The following is a 22,392-nucleotide window of genomic DNA, read 5'->3' as shown; positions in this document are numbered from 1 at the left end:
GCCTGTTCGCGCGCGTCGCGCCCCGGATCTGCAAAGGACCCCAAGCACCACCCATGGACGGCTCTCAAAGTAGTCGGCTCTCCCCCTGCGGAGAGCCCACATGACGACCTCACTCATCCTGCTGGTGGGCGCGCTGCTGCTCGTCGCGGCCTGCGGCATCTTCGTGGCCGCCGAGTTCTCCCTCGTCGCGGTCGACCGCAACAAGGTCGAGCAGGCCGTGGCCGACGGCGACGTGTCCGCCCGCGGCGTCCAGACGGCGCTGCGCCAGCTCTCGACCCAGCTCTCCGGGGCCCAGGTCGGCATCACGGTCACCAACCTCGGCATCGGATTCCTCGCCGAGCCGGCCATCGCGGACCTGATCCGCGATCCGCTCGAGGACCTCGGTACGCCGTCCGGCGCCGTGTCCCCGCTCGCGCTGACCATCGGCCTCGTGCTCAGCACGATCATGACGATGATCTTCGGCGAGCTGGTGCCCAAGAACCTGGCGATCGCGCGGCCGCTGGAGACCGCGCGCGCCACCCAGGGCCCGATGCGGATGTTCACCGCGATCAACAAGCTGCCGATCCGGCTGCTCAACAACTCCGCCAACGCGCTCGTACGCCGTCTCGGCGTCGAGCCGCAGGAGGAGCTGCGCTCGGCGCGGAGCTCCTCGGAGCTGGCCTCGCTGATCCAGCGCTCGGCCGACGAGGGCACCCTCGACGCCGACACCGCGGAGCTGATGGAGCGTTCCGTGGAGTTCGGCACCCGCACCGCCGGCGAGATCATGACCCCGCGCGTGCGCACCCACACCCTCGAGGTCAACGACCGCGCGAGCGCCGTCATCGACCTGGCCCGCCAGACCGGTCACTCCCGCTTTCCGGTGCTCGACGCCGAGGACGTCGTGGTCGGCACCGTCCATGTCAAGCACGCGGTCGCCGTCCCGCTCCACGAGCGGGCCACCACCCGGATCAAGCACCTGATGGTGCGCCCGGTCGTGGTGCCGGACTCGATCCGCCTCGACCCGCTGCTCGCGCTGCTGCGCAAGGACGGGTTCCAGATGGCCGTCGTCCTCGACGAGTACGGCGGGCACGCCGGCATCGTCACCCTCGAGGACGTCATCGAGGAGATCGTCGGCGACATCGCCGACGAGCACGACCGGCTCGGAGCCCGGGCGCGGCAGCGCCACGACGGCAGCTGGATCGTCTCCGGCCTGCTGCGCCCCGACGAGGTCGAGGACCTCACCGGGATCGAGCTCCCGGAGGCGGAGGACTACGACACCGTGGCCGGACTGGTGCTGAAGGTGCTCGGCCGGGTGCCGTCGCGCGGTGACGTGGCCGAGGTCCCCGTCCCGGTCCGCACCGACGAGGAGGAGACCCGCGAGCAGCTCGCGCTGCTCAGCGTCGAGCACATGGACGGGCTGCGGATCGACCGGCTCAGCATGCGGCTGCTCGAGGGCACGCCGGCGGGGGAGGAGCAGCGATGAGCGACTGGGCAGCCGTCCTGCTGACCGTGGTCCTGCTGGGCCTCAACGCCTTCTTCGTGGGCGCGGAGTTCGCGCTCGTCTCCGCGCGCCGCAGCCAGATCGAGCCCCGCGCCCGGGAGGGCTCGCGGGTCGCGCGGACCACCCTGCGCGCCATGGAGAACGTCTCGCTGATGATGGCGGGCGCGCAGCTCGGCATCACCGTCTGCTCGGTGCTGCTCGGTGCTGTGGGCGAGCCCGCCGTGGCGCACCTGCTCGAGCCCGGCTTCGACGCCCTGGGCGTGCCGCACGAGCTGGTGCACCCGATCGCCTTCGTGATCGCGCTGGGCATCGTGGTGTTCCTGCACGTCGTGCTGGGCGAGATGGTGCCGAAGAACATCGCCATCGCCGGTCCCGACCGGGCCGCGCTGGTGCTCGGCCCGCCGCTGCTGGGCATCGTCACCGTCCTCAAGCCGGTGATCGTCGTGCTCAACGCGGTCGCCAACGGCGTGCTGCGCACGATGCGCGTGGAGCCTCGCGACGAGATCAGCTCCAGCTTCACCCGCGAGGAGGTCGCTGCGCTGGTCGAGGAGTCGCGCGGGGAGGGCCTGATCGAGGCCGACGAGTACGACCGGCTCGCCGGTGCGCTCGGCTTCACCGAGAAGACCGTCGCGGCCGTCCTGATGCCCGCCGAGTCGCTCAGCACCGTACGACGCGGCTCGACCGCCGCCGACGTGGAGGCGCTGTGCGCGGCGACCGGCTTCAGCCGGTTCCCCGTGGAGTCCGACACCGGCGAGCTGATGGGCTACCTGCACATCAAGGACGTGCTGGAGCCCGACGAGGAGCGCCGGCTGCGCCCGGTCGAGGACAAGTGGATCCGGCCGTTCGCGCCGGTGACCGCCGACGACCTGCTGCACGACGCGCTCGAGCAGCTCCAGCGGCGCGGGGCGCACATGGCGCGGGTCGTCGACACCACCGGCAGCACCGTCGGCCTGGCGACGCTCGAGGACGTCATCGAGGAGCTGATCGGCGAGATCCGCGACGCCGTGCACTCCGACGAGACCGTCTGAGCGCGGGGCGGCCCGCCATGTGGCGGGCCGCCTCTCGGCGCAGGGGTCGGCGGCAGCGCGCGGCGCTGCCGATAGGGTGAGGACGTTCCCAGCAGCAGCGACGAGGATGCAGGTCTACGTGGCGGAAGAGACGATGCGGGTCCACCGGGTGTGGACCCTGCCGAACGTGCTCAGCATGCTCCGCCTGGCCGGCGTCCCCGTCTTCCTGTGGCTCGTGCTCGGGCCCGAGGCCGACGGCTGGGCCCTCGTCCTGCTCATGGTCTCCGGGGCCACCGACTTCGCCGACGGGTGGCTGGCGCGGCGGCTGGACCAGACCACCGTGCTGGGCCAGCTGCTCGACCCGATCGCGGACCGGCTCTACATCCTGGCCGTCGTGGTCGGCCTCGCGATGCGCGACATCATCCCGTGGTGGGTGGCGGTGCTGCTGCCGCTGCGCGACCTGCTGCTGTGGGGGCTGGTGCCGCTGCTGCGCACCCGCGGCTACCACGCGCTGCCGGTGCACTTCCTGGGCAAGGCCGCCACCTTCAACCTGCTCTACGCCTTCCCGCTGCTGCTCCTGGGCGACGGCGACGGCGTGGTCGCGACGCTGGCGCAGGTCTTCGGCTGGGCGTTCGCGTTCTGGGGCATCGGGCTGTACTGGTGGGCCGGGCTGCTCTACGCGTGGCAGGTGCGGACCCTGCTGCGCACCACCGAACGTCGTACGGCGGTCCGCGATGGCTGAGGAGCCCCGGCGAGACCACGCGCCGACGCCGGCCCCCCGGCGGCCGGCGCCGGCCCCTCGGCCGCCGGCGCGGGTCACGCTGCCCCTCCTCACCCTGATCACCCAGCAGTCCCTCGACGAGGACTACGTGCTGGCCGCCGAGAGGCGCGTCCTCTCGGGTGACAAGGCCGCCCCCTCGAAGCGGCGCCCCCAGGTGATCGCGGTCGTCGTGATCACCGTCTTCGGCATCCTGGTGACCACCGCCGCGGTGCAGACCTCGCGCAACGCCGACATCGACGACGCCAGCCACAACACCCTGGTCGCGCGCATCGAGAACCAGCGCGCCGAGCTCTCCTCGCTGCAGGAGCAGGCCGCCGCCGTGCGCGTCGAGAACGCCGAGCTGGAGGACGAGCTGGCCCGGACCAGCGCCGCCCTGCAGTCGAGCACGTCGAACCTGCGCCGGCTTCAGTCGCGCACCGGGTTCGTGCCCGTCGTCGGCCCCGGCGTGCGGCTGGTCGCGAACGACGCGGAGAGCGCCGTCGAGCGGCTCCGCAAGGACGACCTGTTCCTGCTCATCAACGGACTGTGGGCCGCCGGCGCCGAGGCGGTCAGCCTGAACGGGCGCCGCCTGAGCGTGCTCACCTCGATCAACAACTCCGGCGGCGCGATCAACGTGGACCTCACCCCGATCCGGGCGCCGTACACGCTCCAGGCCATCGGGGACCCGCGTACGCTCCAGGCGAACCTGGTCGAGACCTCGACGTTCGACCAGTACACCGCCCTCATGTCGCAGTACGGCTTCACCCTCGAGATGGAGGACGTCGAGGAGATGACGCTTCCCTCTGCCCCCGTCAAACGCCTGGTCGCCGCCACCGAGGGCGCGGCCAACGAACGTCCGAACCGCAAGGACGAGGAGAACTCATCGTGATTGCCGCTCTCGGGCTCTTCATCGGCATCGTCCTGGGCCTGGTCCTGGAACCGGACGTCCCGCTGGCGCTGGAGCCCTACCTGCCGATCGCGGTCGTCGCCGCCCTGGACGCCGTCTTCGGCGGCCTGCGCGCGTACCTCGACGGGATCTTCGACGACAAGGTCTTCGTCGTGTCGTTCCTGAGCAACGTCGTGATCGCGGCCGGCATCGTCTACCTCGGCGACAAGCTCGGGGTCGGCGGCCAGCTCTCGACGGGCGTCATCGTCGTGCTCGGCATCCGGATCTTCTCCAACGTCGCCGCGATCCGCCGGCACCTGTTCCATGCCTGAGCGGTCCACGCCCGGCGGGTCCGGGCCCGTGCCGCCGGAGCAGCCGGACCGGCCGAGGCCGACGAGCAGGCCGGAGCCGCCGGCGCCGCCGAGCGGTCGCCAACGGCTGCGCAACGCCCTGGTGCGGCCCTCGCGGGGCCAGACGGTCGTGGCGATCCTGCTCGCGCTGCTCGCCTTCGCCACCGTCACCCAGGTGCGCCAGAACGAGGTGGAGGACTCCTTCGCCGGCTACCGCGAGCAGGACCTGATCGACGTCCTCAACGGCCTGTCCAGCACCAGCCAGCGCGCCCAGGCCGAGATCGAGCGCCTCGAGGAGACCCGCGCGGAGCTGCGCTCCGACACCACCAGCCGCGCCACCGCGCTGGAGCAGGCCCAGCAGGAGGCCGAGGTCCTCTCGATCCTCGCCGGGCTGGTGCCGGTCACCGGCCCGGGGCTGCGGATCACGATCACCGAGGAGGACGGCACCGTCGGGGCCAGCGACCTGGTCGACATGGTCCAGGAGCTGCGGACCGCCGGCGCCGAGGCGATGCAGGTCAACGGCCAGGTGCGCCTGGTCGCGCAGAGCTACTTCGCCGACGCCCCTGGCGGGATGAGCATCGACGGCCAGGTCGTGACCGCGCCGTACGTCTTCGACGTCATCGGCGAGCCGGACAACCTCGCCAACGCGCTCACCTTCTACGACGGCCCGCGCGACAACGTCGAGCGCGCCGGCGGCACGCTGACGTTCGAGGAACGCACCTCGATCGACATCGAGGCGGTACGCCGCCCGACGGATCCGGAGTACGCGCAGCCTGCGCCGGAGCAGTAACGTGCGGCCACGGCCTGTGGCACGCGCGACACCCCACCCGCACCCGACGCGAGGAGCACCCGTGTACCCCGACGACCTGACCTACACCAGCGAGCACGAGTGGGTGCGCCGTCCCGGCGAGCACGAGGGGTCGGTGCGGGTCGGGATCACCCACTTCGCCCAGGACGCGCTCGGCGACATCGTCTACGCCTCCCTCCCTGTCGTCGGCGAGATCATCACCGCGGGCACGCCGTGCGGCGAGCTGGAGTCGACGAAGTCGGTCAGCGACATCTACGCCCCGGTGAGCGGCGAGGTGGTCGCCCGCAACGAGGCCCTCGACGCCACCCCCGAGCTGGTCAACAGCGACCCCTACGCCGGCGGCTGGCTCTTCGAGGTCGTGCCCTCGGACCCCGCCCAGCTCGACGACCTGCTCGACGCCACGACGTACGCCGACTCGCTCGAAGGCTGACCCAGCCGGCCGGGTGCCCGGGGCCGGACGTTCCGGCTTGATCGACCCGGCCGGGCTGGTAGGTTCTGACAACCGTCAACCTCGACCCGTCCTTGAGGGTTGGGGGACCACGACCCCGGAGGATGACCGAATGCCGTTCTGCACCGCGTGTGGCAGGCAGAATCCCGACGACGCCCGCTTCTGCGCCCAGTGCGGCACCCGCCTGGTGAGTGTCGAGGCGCCTGGCGGCGAGTCCGCCGGCGAGTCCACGGCGACCATCCAGATCGGTGTCCCGGCAGAGAAGTCCGAGACATCCGACCGCCAGCTCGACCCGGTGGACGCCGCCGCCGTCGACGCGCTGCCCGCCGGTCACGCCCTGCTCGTCGTGCAGCGGGGCCCCGGCTCCGGCAGCCGGTTCCTGCTCGACACCGACGTGGTGAGCGCGGGCCGTCACCCCGACAGCGAGATCTTCCTCGACGACGTGACCGTGTCGCGCCGCCACGCCGAGTTCACCCGGGACGGCGACAGCTTCACCGTTGCCGACGTCGGCAGCCTCAACGGCACCTACGTCAACCGCGACCGCATCGACCACGTGCGGCTCAGCGACGGCGACGAGGTCCAGATCGGCAAGTACCGGCTGGTCTTCTTCTCCGGGCACGAGAGCGCCTGACGCCTTGGCGGCCACGGCTCCCGGAGGTGCCGCGGGCGCAGCCCCCGCCCGGATGAACATCGGGCAGGTGCTGGACCTGCTGCGCCCGGACTTCCCCGGCGTCACGATCCCGAAGATCCGCTTCCTCGAGGACAAGGGGCTGATCAAGCCGGAGCGGACGCCGGCGGGCTACCGCAAGTTCTCCCACGCCGACGTGGAGCGGCTGCGCTACGTGCTGCGCATGCAGCGCGACCACTACCTGCCGCTCAAGGTCATCGGCGAGCACCTCGACGCCCTCGACCGCGGCCTGGAGCCGCCGCCGATCGAGCCGGTCGTCCCGACCGTGCCGAGCGTGGCCCTGTCGCCCGACGGGCTGCCGAGCCCGGAGTCGTTCACCCGGCGCGACGACGTACGCCTCTCGCGCCTGGAGCTGATCAAGATCGCCGGGATCAGCGAGGAGCTGCTCGAGGAGCTCGAGCAGTACGGCCTGGTAGGGCGCCGCGCCGGCTCGCGCCACTACGACACCGACTGCCTGGTGGTCGCCCGCACCGCCCGGGAGCTGGCCGACTTCGGCCTCGAGCCGCGCCACCTGCGCGCGTTCAAGAACGCCGCGGACCGCGAGGTGGGCCTGGTCGAGCAGCTCGTGGCCCCGCACCGGCGCGCCCACGACGCCGCGGCCCGGGAGCGCGCGGACGAGGCGGTCGCCGAGATCGCGGCACTCTCGGTGCGCCTGCACGCCACGCTCGTCAAGCGCGCCCTGCGCTCGAGCTAGTCCATGTGTGGCCCGGTGGTCCGCGAGGGCCGTGCCGGGCCGGGACCCATCACCCGCGGAGTAGGCTGAAGCCGTGCGCGAAGTCGATGTCATGGGTGTCCGGGTCGAGATGCCGTCGAACCAGCCGATCGTGCTGCTGCGCGAGGTGTCGGGTGAGCGGTACCTGCCCATCTGGATCGGCGCGGTGGAGGCGACGGCGATCGCCTTCGCCCAGCAGGGCGTGGTCCCTCCGCGGCCGCTGACCCACGACCTGCTCAAGGACGTCCTCGAGGCCACCGGCAACGAGCTGAGCGAGGTCCGCATCACCGACGTCCGCTACGGCGTCTTCTTCGCGACCCTCGTCTTCGCCTCGGGGGTCGAGGTGAGCGCGCGCCCGTCCGACTCGATCGCGCTGGCGCTGCGCACCGGCACCCGGATCCTGTGCTCCGAGGCCGTGCTGGACGAGGCCGGACTGGCCGTCCCGGCCGAGCAGGAGGACGAGGTCGAGAAGTTCCGCGAGTTCCTCGACCACGTGACTCCCGAGGACTTCGACGCCCACGAGGGGTGAGCCGTGAGGGATGAGATCCCTCACCCTCATGCGCAAGGTGAGGGTCGGCGACACGCCGCCTCGCTCGTTGACCGGTCCAGCCCGTGGCCGTACCTTGAACTGTCTCTGTTGTAACTCCACCGTTGTCGCCGTGCCCGCACGACGACAGCGCCTTCCCCTGGCAGTTACGCACAACGGAGTAGACCCACGGAGGACCGTGTGAATGAGCATGAACAGGAGATGAGTCCCGATGTCGCGCGGGCGGCCGAAGCCGCCGGCGAGCAGGGGCTCCTCTTCAACGACGACGTCTCGACCCTGCCCAGTGACACCGGCTACCGCGGCCCGACGGCGTGCAGCGCGGCCGGGATCACCTACCGGCAGCTGGACTACTGGGCCCGCACCGGCCTGGTCGAGCCGACCGTCCGAGGCGCCAGCGGCTCCGGCACGCAGCGGCTCTACTCCTTTCGCGACATCCTGCTGCTGAAGGTCATCAAGCGCCTTCTCGACGCGGGCATCTCGCTGCAGCAGATCCGCACCGCGGTGCACCACCTGCGTGAGCGGGGCACCGACGACCTGACCCGTGTGACGCTGATGAGCGACGGCGCGTCGGTCTATGAGTGCACGAGCAACGACGAGGTCATCGACCTGCTCCAGGGCGGTCAGGGTGTGTTCGGCATCGCGATCGGCGGTGTCTGGCGCGAGATCGAGGGCACCCTCGCCGAGCTGCCGAGCGAACGGACCTCCGAGGACCCCTCCTCGTCGGCCGGCGACGAGCTCGCCGCCCGTCGGGCGCGCAGGATCGGCTGACGCCGAGCCACACGCATCCTCCGAGACGCCCCCGCAGCCACCGGCTGCGGGGGCGTTCCGCCGTCCGGACACCCCGGCCGGCGCCGGTCGGGCTGCTAGATTGATCGGGCTGACGAACCCGCACGGGAGAGTCTTCAGGTCGCGGCCACCACGGCGTGACGCCGAAGCGCCGAAGGGGCAATTCCTCCCCGGAACCTCTCAGGCACCCGGACCGTGCGAACCAGGCGACTCTGGAGCGAACGACCCCGGCGAGGTGGCCGGCGGGCGGGGTGACAGAGGGGGAGGCGACCCGATCTGTCGATCCGAGGAGCCCCCGTGAGCGCCGAGCCGTCCCGTCCCGCCCCCGCAGAGCCGACCGGGCTCGCTGGGCTTCCCGACCTGCACGGCGCGCTGCCGTTCGAGGACCGCCACATCGGGCTGTCCGCCGACGCGGTCGCGACGATGCTGGCCCGCGTGGGGCACGCCTCGCTCGAGGAGCTGATGGACGCCGCCGTGCCCGGCGCGATCCGCAGCGCCGCGGCCCTGGACCTGCCGCCGGCGCTCAGCGAGCACGAGGTGGCCCACGAGCTGCGCGCCCTTGCCGCTGCCAACCGGCCGGGGGAGGCGATGATCGGGCTGGGCTACCACGCCACGATCACCCCGCCGGTGATCCGGCGCAACGTGCTGGAGGACCCCAGCTGGTACACCGCCTACACGCCGTACCAGCCGGAGATCTCCCAGGGCCGCCTCGAGGCGCTGCTGAACTTCCAGACCATGGTCGGCGACCTCACCGGGCTGCCGACCGCCAACGCCTCGCTGCTCGACGAGGGCACGGCGGCGGCCGAGGCGATGACGCTGGTACGCCGCGCGAACCGCACGGCGAGCGGGCCGTTCGTCGTCGACGCCGACGCGCTGCCGCAGACCATCGAGGTGGTGCGCACCCGTGCGGAGGCGATGGGCGTCGAGGTCGTCGTGGCCGACGTCGCCCACGGACTGCCCGACGGGATCGAGGAGGTCTGCGGGGTCCTCGTGCAGTACCCCGGCGCGTCCGGGCGGGTCACCGACCCTCGCACGGCGATCGAGGCCGCGCACGCGCGCGGTGGCCTGGCCGTGGTGGCCGCTGACCTCCTGGCGCTCACGCTGCTGGAGGCGCCGGGAACCCTGGGCGCCGACGTCGCGGTCGGGACCACCCAGCGTTTCGGGGTGCCGCTGTTCCACGGCGGGCCGCACGCCGGGTACATGGCGGTGCGGGCGGGGCTCGAGCGGCACCTGCCCGGCCGCCTGGTCGGGGTCTCCGTGGACGCCGACGGGCGCCCGGCGTACCGCTTGGCGCTGCAGACGCGCGAGCAGCACATCCGCCGCGACAAGGCGACCTCCAACATCTGCACCGCGCAGGTGCTGCTGGCGGTCGTCGCGTCGATGTACGCCGTCTACCACGGCCCCGAGGGGCTGCGCGGGATCGCGCGGCACACCCACGAGCTCGCCGCGCGGGCCGCGGGGTCGCTGGCCGCCGCGGGCCTGAAGATCACCACCGACACCTTCTTCGACACCTTCAGCGTCGTGGTCCCGGGCCGCGCCGCCGACGTGGTCGCGGCCGCACGGGCGGACGGCCTGCAGCTGCGCCTGGTCGACGCCGACACGGTGGGGCTGTCGTTCTCGGAGGTCAGCGGGCCGCAGACGCTGCGCGCGGTGCACGCGGCGTTCGGCGTCCCGGCGCAGGAGGTCGAGCCGCTGGCCGCCCTCCCCACGGGCCTGGCGCGCACCACGGCGTACCTCACCCACCCGGTGTTCTCCGCGCACCGCAGCGAGACCCAGATGCTGCGCTACCTGCGCCGGCTCTCGGCGCGCGACTACGCGCTGGACCGCGGGATGATCCCGCTCGGCTCGTGCACGATGAAGCTCAACGCGACCACCGAGATGGAGCCGGTCTCGCTGCCGGGCTTCGCCGACCTGCACCCGTTCGTGCCGGTCGAGGACGCCGAGGGCTACCACCGCCTGGTTGCGGAGCTGGAGGGCTGGCTGGCCGAGGCGACCGGCTACGACCGGGTCTCGGTGCAGCCCAACGCCGGCTCCCAGGGCGAGCTCGCAGGCCTGCTGGCGATCCGCGGCTACCACCGGGCGCAGGGCCAGGAGGGGCGCGACGTGTGCCTCATCCCGTCCTCGGCCCACGGCACCAACGCCGCCTCGGCGGTGATGGCCGGGATGCGGGTGGTCGTGGTCAAGGCCGGCGAGGACGGCGCGGTGGACCTCGACGACCTGCGCACCCAGTGTGCGGCGCACGCCGATGACCTCGCGGCGATCATGGTCACCTACCCCTCGACGCACGGGGCCTACGAGGACACCGTCACCGAGCTGTGCGAGATCGTGCACGCCCACGGCGGGCAGGTCTACATCGACGGGGCCAACTTCAACGCGCTGCTCGGCTATGCCAAGCCCGGCGAGTTCGGCGGCGACGTGTCGCACCTGAACCTGCACAAGACCTTCTGCATCCCGCACGGCGGCGGCGGCCCGGGCGTCGGGCCGGTCGCGCTGCGCGCGCACCTCGCGCCGTACCTGCCCTCGCACGGCATGCACCCCGACCCCGCGCGCCGCGACGGCATCGGCGCGATCAGCGCGGCGCCGTACGGCTCGGCGGGGATCCTGCCGATCTCGTGGGCCTACGTGCGGCTGATGGGCGCGGCCGGGCTGACCCGTGCGACGGCGTCCGCGGTGCTGGCGGCCAACTACGTCGCCGCCCGCCTCGACCAGCACTTCCCGGTGCTCTACCGCGGCCACAACGGCCTGGTCGCGCACGAGTGCATCCTCGACCTGCGCCCGCTCACCAAGGCCACGGGCGTCACCGTCGACGACGTGGCCAAGCGCCTGGTCGACTACGGCTTCCACGCCCCGACCATGTCGTTCCCCGTCGCGGGCACGCTGATGGTCGAGCCCACCGAGTCCGAGGACCTCGGCGAGATCGACCGGTTCTGCGAGGCGATGATCGCCATCCGCGCCGAGATCGAGCGGGTGGCCGCGGGGGAGTGGAGCGTCGAGGACTCCCCGCTGCGCCACGCCCCGCACACCTCCGCCGCGGTCCTGGGCGACTGGGACCGTGCCTACCCCCGTGAGGTCGGCGCCTTCCCGACCGGCCCGGACCCGGACAAGTACTGGCCCCCCGTGGCCCGCATCGACCAGGCGTACGGCGACCGCAACCTGGTCTGCTCCTGCCCGCCGCCGGAGGCGTTCGCGGACTGAGGGTGCTCGGACTACCGCTCCATGTCATTCTAGGCGAGCCGGAAGTAGAAGATCTTTGACACCTCCCGGACGCCACCCCTACGGTGTCGATGTCAAGAATTCTTGACATTGCTCGCTGACCGGAGGAAGAGATGGCGTACGAGGAGAAGCGGGCCTGGATCATGGCGGTGGTGGCACTCGGCGCCTACGCCGTCTACCTGGGCCGGGTCGGACCAGGGCTGGCCGAGGCGTCGGCGGCGACGGTCCCGTACGCCGCAGCGCTGATCTGGAGCGTCGCCGGCTCGATCCTCGCGGGGATCGTGCTGAACGTGGTGGCGGGCATCGGGGTCGGCGCCGGAAGCCGCACGGACCGGCGAGACATCGAGATCCACCGCGCCGGCCAGTACATCGGCCAGTCGTTCCTGGTCCTCGGCGGCGTCGCCGCGCTCGCGATGGCCCTGGCTCGCTGGGACACCTTCTGGATCGCGAACGTGCTCTACCTCGGGTTCACGCTCTCCGCCGTGGTGGCCTCGGCGGCCAAGATCGTCGCCTACCGCCGGGGATTCCTGGGATGGTGAAGCCGACCCGCGTCACCAACTCGATGCGTGCCCTCCGGGCCGAGCACGGGGAGATGTCCCAGGGCGAGCTCGCCCGCCGCATCGGCATGACCCGCCAGACCGTCATCGCCATCGAGCAGGGGCGCTACTCACCGTCCCTGGAGGTGGCCTTCCAGATCGCGGCCGTGTTCGGCGTCCCCGTGACCGAGGTCTTCGACTACCCCGCAGCAGAGGAGGAGTGATGAGGGCGATCCTCCACGACCGGTACGGGCCGCCCGAGGTGCTGAGGGTCGGGTCCGCGCCGGTCCCGGAGCCGCGCGACGACGAGGTCCTGGTCCGGGTGCGGGCCGCCGGTGTCGACCCCGGTGTCTGGCACGTGGTGACCGGCCTGCCGTACGCCGTCCGGCTCGGCTTCGGCCTCCGCCGGCCGCGTCACCCCGTCGTCGGCATGGACCTGGCCGGTGTCGTCGCCGCTGTGGGCCGGCGGGTGACCGGCCTGGCCGTCGGCGACGCGGTCCACGGCACCGGCCGGGGCAGCTTCGCCGACTACGCCGTCGCCAATGCCAGCCGGCTGGCTCCCCTCCCGACGGCGCTGACCTTCGAGGAGGCGGCGGCGGTGCCGATCTCGGGACAGACCGCCCTCGCCGCGGTGCGCAGTGCCGGCGACGTCGACGGCCGGCGGGTGATGGTGCTCGGCGCCGGAGGCGGCGTGGGCGCCTTCGCGGTGCAGATCGCCAAGGCCCAGGGGGCGCACGTCACCGCGGTCTGCAGCACCGGCAAGGCCGACTTCGTGCGCTCCCTCGGCGCGGACGAGGTCGTCGACTACACCCGGACCGACCCGACGCCGCCGGGCGCGGCGTACGACGCCATCATCGACACCGCCGGCAACCGCACGCTCACTCGTCTCCGCCGCGCCCTGTCCCCGAGCGGCGTGCTCGTGCTGGTCGGGGGCGAGGCGAGCAGCGGCAGGCTGCTCCAGGGCTTCGACCGCCAGCTGCGGGCGCTGCTCTGGTCGCCAATGCTCCGCCAGCGCCTGGTGCCGCTGACGGCCCGGCAGAGCAGGGCGGACCTCGTCAGCCTCGCGCGACTGATCGACGCGGGCGAGGTCCGACCCGTGGTGGACCGCACGTTCCGGCTCGAGGACGCTGCGGCGGCCGTCGCGCACGTCGGCAGCGGTCACGCCCGGGCGAAGACTGTGCTCTCCCTTGGCTGATTCCGACTGAGCCGCGTGCGGAGCGGCGGTAGTCAGCGGGTGTGGATGCCCCGGACCCGTCCCTCGACCATGAAGCCGGCGTTGCGGCCGTACGCCTCCCAGCGCACGACGGGGCCCTTGACGTGCACGGTCCGGGTCGCACCGGCGGGCACGCGCACCACGCCGGATCCCTTGGCGGAGGACCCCCGCAGCGGGAGCGCAGGGAGGGTGTGGTGGTTCGCGCCCGCCCGCTGCCAGCTGAAGCGCATCGGCAGGGTGCTGGGGTTGGTGACCCGCAGGCGTCCGGGCTTGCCGGCGACCTTGCGGACGGTGACCTTCGGGGCAGGCAGGACCGTGACGGTGACGGTCGCCGGGGTGAGGACCGTGCGGTCGCAGGCGTAGTAGGTGAACCGGTGGGTGCCGCGGGCCTTCGGGCCGGTGGCCACCAGGGCGAAGCCCGGCTCGGCGAGCGGGCCGAGCTCGTCGAGCTCGTCCTCGTCGAGGCCGAGGAGGTCGGCCACGCTGAGCGAGCTGAGCGAACCCTGGGCGGCGAACAGGACCTGGCGGGCCGGCGAGCGGTCGATGCGGCACACGGCGAGCTCGTCGCCGTCGGGGTCGGTGTCGTTGGCGAGCAGGTCGAGGTACTTCATGCCGGTCGCGTAGACGGTGACGGCGTCGTCGCCGGCGACGGGCGCGTTGTTGGGCTCCGCGTGTGCAGGCGAGCTCATGAAGGGCAGCATCGTGGCGGCGGCGAGAACGCCGACCGCCGCTCGGCTGACGCTGCGGACGGACTGGTGGCGCATGGGACTCCTGGGTGTGGTGTTGCCGCTGTGAACCAGGCCACGCTACGGCGGGCTGCTGTCGGCGTCCGGGGATCGTTCGAGCTCCTCGGGTGCGCCGCGTCACAGGCTCGGTCGCGCCGGCGGGCTGACACCTCACGTTTGGTCCCCAACGACAGTGTTTCGGGGGTTTTCGGTGTCGTTCGTGACCAATCGTGGAGCTGGTGGCCCGAGGATGCGGCACCTCAGCGTTCGTACGCCGGCCGCCGGCATTCAGCAGCCCGGCACCCCACGTTTGGTCCCCAACGACAATGTTCCGGGGCTTTCCGATGCCGTTCGTGACCAATCGATGCGCCGCGCCAGGACACCCGACGGCCAGCCGGCGACCTCGGCCGGCCGGCGACACCCGGCCGGCGACCTCAGCCGACCGGCGTCCTCAGAGAGCCTGCGACACGCTCGACATGTTGAAGTCCGGGACCCGCAGCGCCGGGGTGGCGGTGCGCGAGAAGTAGTCCTCGCCCCACTCCCGGCTGAAGCTCGGCACCGTGGCCGAGGCGTGGGTGAACCGGTCCAGGATGCTGATCGGGCTCTCGTTGAACCGGAAGTTGTTCACCGCACCGGTGACCTCGCCGTCCTCGACCAGGTAGACGCCGTCGCGGGTCAGGCCGGTGAGCAGGAGCGACTGCGGGTCCACCTCGCGGATGTACCACAGGCAGGTCAGCAACAGGCCGCGCTCCGTCCCGGCGACGAGGTCGTCCAGCGACCCGGTGGCGCCGTCGACGGAGAGCACCAGGTTGTCGATGGCCGGGGTGAGCGGCTGGTCGGTCATCGCCGCGGAGTGCCGCGTCTGGAGCAGCGCGGCCAGGTCGCCGTCGCGGATCCACTCGGTGCGGTGCAGTGGGAGGCCGTTGTCGAAGACCGAGGACTCGTTGCCCGAGCTGGTGGCGATCACGAACGGCGCCGCCTGCAGCCCGTCGTACGCCGGGTCGGAGAGCAGGTGCACGCCGGGCCGGGCGATCCGCTCGCCGATGCGCGTCCCGCCCCCGCGCCTGCTGTAGACCGACTGGCCCTCGTGGGCCACGCGGGCCCCGGCGGACCAGTAGGCGTCGATCATCAGGTCGGCCACGGCACTGGGCGGCAGGATCGTGTCGTAGCGCCCCGCGGGCAGCTCGACGCGCCGCTCGGCCCAGGACAGGCGCCGGGCCAGCTCGTCGTCGAGGGCGAGGGCGTCGACACCGGCGAAGTCGCGGGTGGCGCCGCCCACCCAGGCGCTGCGGGTCAGGTCCGCGCTCTTGCCGGTGACGCCGTAGTGCCCGGTGGGCTGCACGTGGCGCAGGCGCAGCCCGGTGCTCGAGCCGAGGTAGGTCGTGGTGACCTCGTGGCTCACGAAGCCGTAGAGCCCCCGCCGGGCCGCGGCCGCGTGGCCGAACGCGGTGCCCAGGGCGGGCGCGAAGGACCCGAAGACACCGATGTCGGTGGCGGCGGGGGCCTCGTCCCAGTCCGCGGAGACGGCGTCGCCGGCCAACGGCGCGGCGTCCTCGGCCGGGGAGGCGGCGCGGGCGACGGCGTCCGCGGCCCGCGCCAGCTCGGCGACCTGCGCCGCCAGCGTCGCGGTGCCGGTGACCGAGCCGGTGGCGGTGCCGTCCGGGGTGCGCACGAAGGAGATGACCGTGACCTCGACGCCGCGGGTCACGCCGTTGGTGGTCAGGGTGTTGTTGGCCCAGCGCAGGTTGGCCGAGGCGGTGGTGCGCACCAGGACCACGCAGTCGTCGGCGCCGGACGTGGCGAGGGCGTGCTCGACGAAGGACTGGGGCGAGAGGGAGCTGCTCATCGGGTGCCTGCCTCGTCGGTGGTGTTGAGGATGCGGACGCCGCGGAACAGGGCGCTCGGGCAGCCGTGGCTCACCGAGGCGACCTGGCCGGGCTGGGCCTTGCCGCAGTTGAAGGCGCCGCCCAGGACCCAGGTCTGGGGGCCGCCGACCGCCTCCATGGACCCCCAGAAGTCCGTGGTGGTGGCTTGGTAGGCCACGTCGCGCACCTGGCCGCGCAGCTCGCCGTCGCGGATCTCGAAGAAGCGCTGCCCGGTGAACTGGAAGTTGAAGCGCTGCATGTCGATCGACCAGCTCTTGTCGCCCACGACGTAGAGCCCGCGCTCGACGCGCCCGATCAGCTCCTCGGTGCTCGGGCCGTCGGGAGCCGGCTGGAGGGACACGTTCGCCATCCGCTGGATCGGCACGTGGCCGGGGGAGTCGGCATAGGCGCAGCCGTTGGAGCGGAGGTCGTTGAGCTCGGGCATCGCGGCGGCCATCGCCCGGTCCAGCTGGTAGCCGACCAGCACGCCGTCCCGGACGATGTCCCACGACTGCGCCTCCACGCCCTCGTCGTCGTAGCCGATGGTGGCCAGGCCGTGCTCGACGGTGCGGTCGCCGGTGACGTTCATGACCGGGGAGCCGTACTGCAGGGTGCCGAGCAGGTCCGGGGTCGCGAACGAGGTGCCGGCGTAGCTGGCCTCGTAGCCCAGCGCGCGGTCGAGCTCGGTGGCGTGGCCGATCGACTCGTGGATGGTGAGCCAGAGGTTGGAGGGGTGGATCACCAGGTCGTGCTCGCCGGCGACGACCCCGGGCGCGCGCAGCTTCTCGGAGAGCAGCTCGGGCACCTCGTCGAGCTCGGCGTCCCAGTCCCAGGCTCCGGCGTCGGTGCTGCCCGCGACGTACTCCCAGCCGCGGGCGACGGGCGGGGCGATGCTCGCCATCGAGTCGTAGGTGTCGCCGACGGTGCCCATCGCCTCGAACCCGGGCTGCACCCGGACCCGCTGCTGGGTGGTGCGGGTGCCGGCGGTGTCGGCGTAGTACTTGTTCTCGTGGACCTGCAGGAGGTACGCCGAGGCATGGTCGACGTCCGCGCCGCGTCGCAGCCGCTGGGTCCAGTCGATGAGCACCTCGGCCTTCTCGGCGAGCGGGGTCGCGAACGGGTCGGTCTCGCAGGGACCGACCCAGGTGACGTCGCGGTGCGTCGGCTCGGGGGCGAGCTCGACCGGCGCCGGGGTCATCGCGGCGGACAGCTCAGCGACGGCGATCGCCTCGCTGGCGACCCGCACGGCCTCCTCCGGGGTCAGCACGACGCCGGACGCGAAGCCCCACGCGCCGCGGTGCACGACGCGGACCGCGAAGCCGAGGTCCTCGCGGTCGTGGGCGCCCTGGAGCACGCCGTCGCGCGCCGAGAGCACCTGGGAGCGCACCCGCTCGAAGCGGAAGTCGGCGTGCGTCGCGCCCAGGTCGCGGGCCCGTTGCAGGGCGGTCTCGCCCAGGCCGCGGTAGGGCAGCGCGGTGAAGGTCGGGTCCAGCGGGGTCGGGCCGGTCATGGCGCGAACCTACCCGAGCGCACCCCCTCGCGGCGTGCGCGATGAGTCCGCCCGTCGCGCCCGGTCGGTAGGAGCGAGCGACCCACCCCCGACCACCGTGCGAGGAGAGAACGATGAGCCTGCGACTCACCAGCTACCTGGGGTTCCCGGGGACCGCGCGGGAGGCGATGGAGCTCTACCGCGACGTCCTCGGCGGCGAGCTCCAGGCCACGACGTTCGCCGAGGTCGGTCAGAGCGACGAGCCCGGCGAGCGCGACAAGATCATGCACGCGGTGCTGGAGACCCCCGACGGCTTCGTGCTGATGGGCGCCGACCACCCGGCCGGGACGGACCGGGTCGTCGGCAACGCCCACAGCGTGTCGCTGAGTGGCGAGGACGACGCGCGGCTGCGCGGCTGGTGGGAACGGCTGAGCGACGGCGGCACGGTCGTGCTGCCGCTGACCACGGCCCCGTGGGGCGACGCGTTCGGCATGTGCACCGACCGCTACGGGACCAGCTGGATGGTCAACATCAGCTCGCGGGGGCAGAGCGGCTGAGCGAGAGGGAGGAGCCCTTGCGGGTCTTGCTCACCACCAGCTGGGCGGGGATCCGGTCGCGCATCTCCGAGACGTGGCTGACCACCCCCACCACCCGGCCGCCGTCGCGCAGCGAGTCGAGCACGTCGAGGACGTCGTCGAGGGTGTCGGCGTCGAGGGACCCGAAGCCCTCGTCGACGAAGAGGGTGTCGAGGTCGGCGCCGCCCGCCTCCTGGGTGATCACGTCGGCCAGGCCGAGCGCGAGGGCCAAGGAGACCACGAAGGTCTCGCCGCCCGACAGCGTCACCGGGTCGCGGGACTCACCGGACCAGTCGTCGCGCACCAGCAGGCTCAGGCCGCCGCGGGTCTCCCCGGCGCCCCGGCGGGCGGTGTGCTCGAGGGTGTAGCGCTGGTCGCTCATGTGGGCCAGCCGCTCGTTGGCGGCGGCCACGACCTGGCTGAGCCGGTAGGCCAGGACGTAGGCGGAGAGCCGCATCTGCAGGTGGTTGTCGGGGGAGCGGCCGTCGACGAACGAGCACAGGCGGGTGGTCAGGTCGAGGTCGGCGCGCAGCGGCGCCCACGCGTCCAGCGCACGGCCGAGCGCCTCCCCGAGCTCGGCGAGCCGGCGGGCGCGCCCGCTCCACAGCGCCGCGCCGGACCGGGCGGACCCGAGGGCGGCGAGCGCCACGGCGTGGTCGGACTGCCGGGCCGGTACGTCGGGCTCGGGGGCCGCGGCGGCCGCCTCGCTGCCGGGCTCCTCGAGGACCTCGCGCACGGCGCGGCGCCGGTGCTCGTGGTGGGCGACGCGGCGCGCCAGGCGCTCGACCTCCTCCGGGGCGAGCACCGCGGCGAGGGCGTCCTCGACATCGTCGAAGCCGGCGTCGGCGACCGCGGCGCGCAGGGCGGCGTCGGCCTCGAGGTGGGCGGCCGCGGCGGCGTCGTGCTCCTCCGCAGCGCGCAGGGCGGCGGCGAGGACCCGCGCGCGGCGGTCGTGCTCGGCGGCCAGCGCGGCGAGGTCGTCGTGCCCGGAGCCCACCAGGAGCTGCTCGACGCACTGGCGCACCCGGGCGGTCTCCTCGCGGCACCCGGTGAGCTCGGTCGCGAGTGCGCTCTGGTCCGCACCGACCCGGGCCTGGTGGTCGATCAGCTCGCGCAGGCGCCGCTCGGCACCCTCCAGCTTCTCGGCGAGCGTCGTGGCCTGCTCGGCGGCGCGCCGGGCGCCGGCGAGACGGGCGCGGGTGTCCTCGAGCCGCGCCGCCAGCGCGGGCTCCTCGTCTTCGCCCGCGCGCTCGCGGGACAGGTCGAGCAGGGTGGTCAGCTCGCGGACCTTCTCGGTGCGCAGGTGCTCCTCGGCCTTGGCGTCGTCCACCGCGCGCTGGGCCTCGCGCTCGACGGCCGCGTCGATGGCGTCGGCGCCGCGGGCGGCCTTGCGCGGGTGGTCCTCGGAGCCGCAGACCGGGCAGCACTCGCCCACGGCGAGGGCGGCGGCGATCTCGCCGGCCATCCCCTCCAGGCGGGCCTCGCGCAGGTCGAGCCACGCCTCGCGGCGGGTGGTCAGCGTGGCGCGCGCGGTCTCCAGCTCGGCCTGGGCGCTCGCGAGCTGCGGAGCGAGCCCGGCGAGCTGGCGGTGGGCGGCCAGGCGCTGCTCGAGGCTCGCCGCCTCGGCGCTCAGGGCGCCGGTCCCGGCGGCGGTCTCGCGCGCGGCGTCGAGGTCGGCGCGCAGCGTGGTGACGGTGAACGGCAGGACGTCGGCCTCCTCGCGCAGCGCCGTCGCGCGGGCGGTGAGGGCGTGCTCGCGGGCGGACAGCTCCTCGATGCGGGCCGCGAGGGTCTCCAGGCGGCGCTCGTCGGGCAGCGCGGCGCGCACCCGCGCCGCGGCGTCGAGCGCGCTCGCGTGGGCCTCGGCGATGTCCTCGCGACCGGCCACGAGCAGCCCGAGCGCGGCGGCGGCGTCGTCGAGGGCGGCGTCCGCGGCGAGCGCCGTGCGGTCCTTGGCCCGGGCGGCGCCGAGCGCGACGCGGTGGACCGGGGCCACGGTGGCCGCCCGTCGCCCACGGTCGAGCCTGGCGACATCGGCGGCGTGGGCCTCCGCGGCCTGGTCCAGGGCGCGCAGCTCCGCCGCCGCCGCGTCGAGGCGACGGCGCCGGTCGGCCAGCGCGCGCGCCTCGTCGAGCGCGGCGCGCGCGGCCTGCTCGGCCTCGGCGGCGGCAGTGGCGGTGTCGTGGGCCGCTGCGCTGGCCACGGCGGCGTCGGCGGCCAGGCCGGTGGCCCAGGCACGCACCGAGCCGTCGCCGGCGGGCACGGTGAGGTCGCGCGGGTCCCAGTCGGCCGGCGGGTGCGCGTCGGTGGCCTCGCTGACCCGGCTGACCAGGTCGGCGACGTCCTGGTGGGCGGCGTCACAGGCGCGCGACAGGGTGCGCCGGCGCTCGCGCAGCCAGCCCTCGACCTGCTCGAAGCGGCCGGTGCGGAAGAGCCGCTGGAGCAGCTGGTGGCGCTCCTCGGAGCGGGCCCGCAGGAAGGACTGGAAGCGGCCCTGCGGCAGCATCGCGACCTGGGTGAACTGGGTGAGGTTCATGCCGAGCAGCCCGGAGACCAGGTGGCCGGTCTCGTCGAGACGGGTGGACAGCGTCACCCACTCGCCGTCGACGCGTTCGGCGATCACCACGGAGGCCTGTTCGGTGGTGGTGCCGGTGCCGCGCTTCTTGGGCCGCTCCCAGGCAGGGGAGCGGCTGAGCCGGAAGCGGCGCCCGGACAGGCTGGTCTCGAGCACGACGCGGGGGGCGACCCCGGGCGCGGCGTGGTCGGAGCGGAGCCGCCGCGCGGAGCCGCGGTCGCCGGGCACGTCGCCGTAGAGCGCGAAGCAGACGGCGTCGAGCACGCTGGTCTTGCCGGCGCCGGTCGGGCCGGAGAGCAGGAACAGCCCGGCCTCGGAGAGCTCGTCGAAGTCGACGGTGACGGTGTCGGCGAACGGACCGAAGGCCGTCACCTCGAGGGAGTGCAGGCGCATCAGCCGGCCGCCACGGGGTCGAGGTCGGTGTCCTCGCAGCAGGAGTCGACGGCCTCGCGCAGCAGCGCGGCCTCGGCCTCGGTGGGCGGGGTGCCGCGCAGCTGGGTGACGAACTCGCGCGCGATGTCGTGGTCGGAGCGGCTGCTCGGGCGCTGGGTCGGGAGCATGCCGATCCCGGTGGGGGTCGCCTCGAACCCGAGGACCAGGGTGTGGGGGAAGCGCTGGCGCAACCGTTCCATCGCCCGGACCGGGCGGACCGCGTCGCTCAGCGTGACCTGGAGCCAGGACCCCTCGTGGCGGGCGAGGTCGGGGTCGGTGAGCAGGTGCTCGATCTCGCCGCGGACCCGGGCGAGCGGGCGCGGGACAGGGGCGTCGACGAACTCCGCACGCACCGCGCCGTCGGCGCCCAGGTCGACCAGCCAGCTGCCCTTGCGGTGGGTGGCCTCGGAGAAGGAGTAGGCGAGCGGCGACCCGCTGTAGCGGACCCGATCGTGCAGGGTGTGCCGGCCGTGGAGGTGGCCGAGGGCGACGTAGTCGATGCCGTCGAACACCGAGGTCGGGACGAGCGAGACGCCGCCGACGCTGATGTCGCGCTCGGAGTCGCTGGGCTCGGCGCCGGCGACGAAGGCGTGGGCGAGGACCACCGAGCGGGTCCCCGGCCGCCCGGCGAGGTCGGTGCGGACCCGGCGCATCGACTCGGTCAGGGCGGCCTGGTGGGAACGGGCGGGCAGCCCCCAGGGCTCGCGCACCGCGTCGGGGTCGAGGTAGGGGATGCCGTGCACCGCCACCGGCCCGTGCTCGTCCTCCAACAGGACCGGGGTGCCGACGGTCGCGGGGTCGGTGCGGATGAAGACCCCGGCGGCGTCGATGAGGCGCGAGCTGAAGCCGAGGCGCTGTGCGGAGTCGTGGTTGCCGCTGGTCAGGACCACCCGGGCGCCGGAGGCGGCCAGCCGGGCCAGGGTCTCGTCGGCGAGGCGCACGGCGTCCACGGCGGGCAGCGCCCGGTCGTAGACGTCACCGGCGACGACGACCAGGTCCACGCGCTCGGAGGCGACGACCTCGAGCAGGTGGTCGACGAAGCCGGCCTGGTGCTCCAGCATCCCCTCACGGTGGAAGGACCGGCCCAGGTGCCAGTCGGAGGTGTGCAGGATCCGCATGTGCGGCACGGTAGTCGGCGCCTCCGACAGTGCCCGCACCCACGCCGCTTGAGGCAGCGTCCCGGCGTCGTAACCTAGAAACGGGTCGTGAATTGATTCACAAAGGGGCTCGTGGCCTTGGGTAACCGACGCCGCGTCGGTACGTTTCCCGACATGACGTCGATTCCTGCCCAGGAGGT

The 22,392-nt window shown here is 73.3% G+C and carries 21 protein-coding genes and 1 riboswitch; of the genes, 16 read left to right on the top strand and 5 right to left on the bottom strand.

What is annotated here, in order from left to right; all coding sequences use genetic code 11:
- Positions 1-100 precede the first annotated feature (100 nt).
- From HOQ23_RS06725 to HOQ23_RS06655, 15 genes are all read left to right on the top strand, one after another.
- Positions 101-1,462: a hemolysin family protein gene (locus HOQ23_RS06725; protein WP_172213046.1), complete on the top strand. Its 1,362-nt coding sequence runs from the start codon at positions 101-103 to the stop codon at positions 1,460-1,462.
- Complete coding sequence (locus HOQ23_RS06720) at positions 1,459-2,508, top strand: hemolysin family protein (protein WP_172213045.1); 1,050 nt, start codon at positions 1,459-1,461, stop codon at positions 2,506-2,508. Before HOQ23_RS06725 ends, HOQ23_RS06720 begins: the two co-directional genes overlap by 4 nt.
- Before the next feature lie 106 nt (positions 2,509-2,614).
- Positions 2,615-3,229, top strand: coding sequence for a CDP-alcohol phosphatidyltransferase family protein (locus HOQ23_RS06715; protein WP_172213044.1), 615 nt, complete (start codon positions 2,615-2,617; stop codon positions 3,227-3,229).
- Positions 3,222-4,136, top strand: a complete 915-nt coding sequence (locus HOQ23_RS06710) for a DUF881 domain-containing protein (RefSeq protein ID WP_172213043.1) — start codon at positions 3,222-3,224, stop codon at positions 4,134-4,136. Before HOQ23_RS06715 ends, HOQ23_RS06710 begins: the two co-directional genes overlap by 8 nt.
- Positions 4,133-4,465 carry a small basic family protein gene (locus HOQ23_RS06705; protein WP_172213041.1) on the top strand — a complete coding sequence of 111 codons (333 nt, stop codon included), beginning with the start codon at positions 4,133-4,135 and terminating at the stop codon, positions 4,463-4,465. The genes HOQ23_RS06710 and HOQ23_RS06705 overlap by 4 nt, the downstream gene beginning before the upstream one ends.
- Complete coding sequence (locus tag HOQ23_RS06700; protein WP_172213039.1) at positions 4,458-5,273, top strand: DUF881 domain-containing protein; 816 nt, start codon at positions 4,458-4,460, stop codon at positions 5,271-5,273. Before HOQ23_RS06705 ends, HOQ23_RS06700 begins: the two co-directional genes overlap by 8 nt.
- A gap of 61 nt (positions 5,274-5,334) precedes the next feature.
- Positions 5,335-5,721 (top strand): glycine cleavage system protein GcvH, encoded by a 387-nt coding sequence (gene gcvH / locus HOQ23_RS06695; protein ID WP_172213037.1) that lies wholly within the window; start codon positions 5,335-5,337, stop codon positions 5,719-5,721.
- Positions 5,722-5,851: 130 nt separating this feature from the next.
- Positions 5,852-6,370, top strand: a complete 519-nt coding sequence (locus HOQ23_RS06690; protein ID WP_172213035.1) for an FHA domain-containing protein — start codon at positions 5,852-5,854, stop codon at positions 6,368-6,370.
- 52 nt (positions 6,371-6,422) lie between these two features.
- Complete coding sequence (locus tag HOQ23_RS06685; RefSeq protein ID WP_172213033.1) at positions 6,423-7,121, top strand: MerR family transcriptional regulator; 699 nt, start codon at positions 6,423-6,425, stop codon at positions 7,119-7,121.
- Between the two features lie 73 nt (positions 7,122-7,194).
- A complete protein-coding gene (locus tag HOQ23_RS06680; RefSeq protein ID WP_172213031.1) occupies positions 7,195-7,668 on the top strand; it encodes a bifunctional nuclease family protein in 474 nt (157 codons plus the stop codon).
- Between the two features lie 219 nt (positions 7,669-7,887).
- On the top strand, positions 7,888-8,454 hold the full coding sequence (locus tag HOQ23_RS06675; RefSeq protein WP_172213030.1) for a MerR family transcriptional regulator: 567 nt from the start codon (positions 7,888-7,890) through the stop codon (positions 8,452-8,454).
- Between the two features lie 113 nt (positions 8,455-8,567).
- Positions 8,568-8,678, top strand: a riboswitch (glycine riboswitch).
- A gap of 166 nt (positions 8,679-8,844) precedes the next feature.
- Complete coding sequence (gene gcvP / locus HOQ23_RS06670; protein WP_301539719.1) at positions 8,845-11,667, top strand: aminomethyl-transferring glycine dehydrogenase; 2,823 nt, start codon at positions 8,845-8,847, stop codon at positions 11,665-11,667.
- Positions 11,668-11,798: 131 nt separating this feature from the next.
- A complete protein-coding gene (locus HOQ23_RS06665) occupies positions 11,799-12,224 on the top strand; it encodes a hypothetical protein (protein ID WP_172213025.1) in 426 nt (141 codons plus the stop codon).
- Entirely contained in the window at positions 12,218-12,445 is a 228-nt protein-coding gene (locus HOQ23_RS06660) for a helix-turn-helix transcriptional regulator (RefSeq protein WP_172213023.1), read from the top strand. Before HOQ23_RS06665 ends, HOQ23_RS06660 begins: the two co-directional genes overlap by 7 nt.
- A complete protein-coding gene (locus HOQ23_RS06655) occupies positions 12,445-13,416 on the top strand; it encodes an NAD(P)-dependent alcohol dehydrogenase (protein WP_172213021.1) in 972 nt (323 codons plus the stop codon). Before HOQ23_RS06660 ends, HOQ23_RS06655 begins: the two co-directional genes overlap by 1 nt.
- 32 nt (positions 13,417-13,448) lie before the next feature.
- Here the strand turns inward: HOQ23_RS06655 and HOQ23_RS06650 are convergent, their stop codons facing one another.
- The 3 genes from HOQ23_RS06650 to HOQ23_RS06640 all read right to left on the bottom strand — a co-directional run bounded on the left by HOQ23_RS06650 (position 13,449) and on the right by HOQ23_RS06640 (position 17,534).
- A complete protein-coding gene (locus HOQ23_RS06650) occupies positions 13,449-14,198 on the bottom strand; it encodes an Ig-like domain-containing protein (RefSeq protein ID WP_172213019.1) in 750 nt (249 codons plus the stop codon).
- A 412-nt stretch (positions 14,199-14,610) separates the two neighbouring features.
- The gene (locus HOQ23_RS06645) at positions 14,611-16,005 is read right to left on the bottom strand and encodes a metallopeptidase TldD-related protein (protein WP_172213017.1); all 1,395 of its coding nucleotides are present in this window, start codon (positions 16,003-16,005) and stop codon (positions 14,611-14,613) included.
- Positions 16,002-17,534: a TldD/PmbA family protein gene (locus tag HOQ23_RS06640; RefSeq protein WP_172213015.1), complete on the bottom strand. Its 1,533-nt coding sequence runs from the start codon at positions 17,532-17,534 to the stop codon at positions 16,002-16,004. The genes HOQ23_RS06645 and HOQ23_RS06640 overlap by 4 nt, the downstream gene beginning before the upstream one ends.
- Positions 17,535-17,647: 113 nt before the next feature.
- On the opposite strand from HOQ23_RS06640, the gene HOQ23_RS06635 reads away from it, so the two are divergent.
- A complete protein-coding gene (locus HOQ23_RS06635; RefSeq protein WP_172213013.1) occupies positions 17,648-18,070 on the top strand; it encodes a VOC family protein in 423 nt (140 codons plus the stop codon).
- Here HOQ23_RS06635 and HOQ23_RS06630 read toward each other — a convergent pair.
- The gene (locus HOQ23_RS06630; protein WP_172213011.1) at positions 18,045-21,056 is read right to left on the bottom strand and encodes an AAA family ATPase; all 3,012 of its coding nucleotides are present in this window, start codon (positions 21,054-21,056) and stop codon (positions 18,045-18,047) included. The genes HOQ23_RS06635 and HOQ23_RS06630 overlap by 26 nt on opposite strands.
- The gene (locus HOQ23_RS06625) at positions 21,056-22,213 is read right to left on the bottom strand and encodes an exonuclease SbcCD subunit D (RefSeq protein ID WP_172213009.1); all 1,158 of its coding nucleotides are present in this window, start codon (positions 22,211-22,213) and stop codon (positions 21,056-21,058) included. The genes HOQ23_RS06630 and HOQ23_RS06625 overlap by 1 nt, the downstream gene beginning before the upstream one ends.
- Positions 22,214-22,392 lie beyond the last annotated feature (179 nt).

The organism is Nocardioides sp. zg-DK7169 (assembly GCF_013155365.1).
Classification (GTDB): Bacteria; Actinomycetota; Actinomycetes; order Propionibacteriales; family Nocardioidaceae; genus Nocardioides.
This window is presented reverse-complemented; position numbering and strand designations above follow the sequence as displayed.

Coding starts and splice junctions, on each gene's coding strand:
- HOQ23_RS06725 (WP_172213046.1), top strand. CDS start 101: ATGACGACCTCACTCATCCTGCTGGTGGGCGCGCTGCTGCTCGTCGCG.
- HOQ23_RS06720 (WP_172213045.1), top strand. CDS start 1,459: ATGAGCGACTGGGCAGCCGTCCTGCTGACCGTGGTCCTGCTGGGCCTC.
- HOQ23_RS06715 (WP_172213044.1), top strand. CDS start 2,615: ATGCAGGTCTACGTGGCGGAAGAGACGATGCGGGTCCACCGGGTGTGG.
- HOQ23_RS06710 (WP_172213043.1), top strand. CDS start 3,222: ATGGCTGAGGAGCCCCGGCGAGACCACGCGCCGACGCCGGCCCCCCGG.
- HOQ23_RS06700 (WP_172213039.1), top strand. CDS start 4,458: ATGCCTGAGCGGTCCACGCCCGGCGGGTCCGGGCCCGTGCCGCCGGAG.
- HOQ23_RS06690 (WP_172213035.1), top strand. CDS start 5,852: ATGCCGTTCTGCACCGCGTGTGGCAGGCAGAATCCCGACGACGCCCGC.
- HOQ23_RS06685 (WP_172213033.1), top strand. CDS start 6,423: ATGAACATCGGGCAGGTGCTGGACCTGCTGCGCCCGGACTTCCCCGGC.
- HOQ23_RS06675 (WP_172213030.1), top strand. CDS start 7,888: ATGAGTCCCGATGTCGCGCGGGCGGCCGAAGCCGCCGGCGAGCAGGGG.
- HOQ23_RS06665 (WP_172213025.1), top strand. CDS start 11,799: ATGGCGTACGAGGAGAAGCGGGCCTGGATCATGGCGGTGGTGGCACTC.
- HOQ23_RS06660 (WP_172213023.1), top strand. CDS start 12,218: ATGGTGAAGCCGACCCGCGTCACCAACTCGATGCGTGCCCTCCGGGCC.
- HOQ23_RS06655 (WP_172213021.1), top strand. CDS start 12,445: ATGAGGGCGATCCTCCACGACCGGTACGGGCCGCCCGAGGTGCTGAGG.
- HOQ23_RS06650 (WP_172213019.1), bottom strand. CDS start 14,198: ATGCGCCACCAGTCCGTCCGCAGCGTCAGCCGAGCGGCGGTCGGCGTT.
- HOQ23_RS06645 (WP_172213017.1), bottom strand. CDS start 16,005: ATGAGCAGCTCCCTCTCGCCCCAGTCCTTCGTCGAGCACGCCCTCGCC.
- HOQ23_RS06640 (WP_172213015.1), bottom strand. CDS start 17,534: ATGACCGGCCCGACCCCGCTGGACCCGACCTTCACCGCGCTGCCCTAC.
- HOQ23_RS06635 (WP_172213013.1), top strand. CDS start 17,648: ATGAGCCTGCGACTCACCAGCTACCTGGGGTTCCCGGGGACCGCGCGG.
- HOQ23_RS06630 (WP_172213011.1), bottom strand. CDS start 21,056: ATGCGCCTGCACTCCCTCGAGGTGACGGCCTTCGGTCCGTTCGCCGAC.
- HOQ23_RS06625 (WP_172213009.1), bottom strand. CDS start 22,213: ATGCGGATCCTGCACACCTCCGACTGGCACCTGGGCCGGTCCTTCCAC.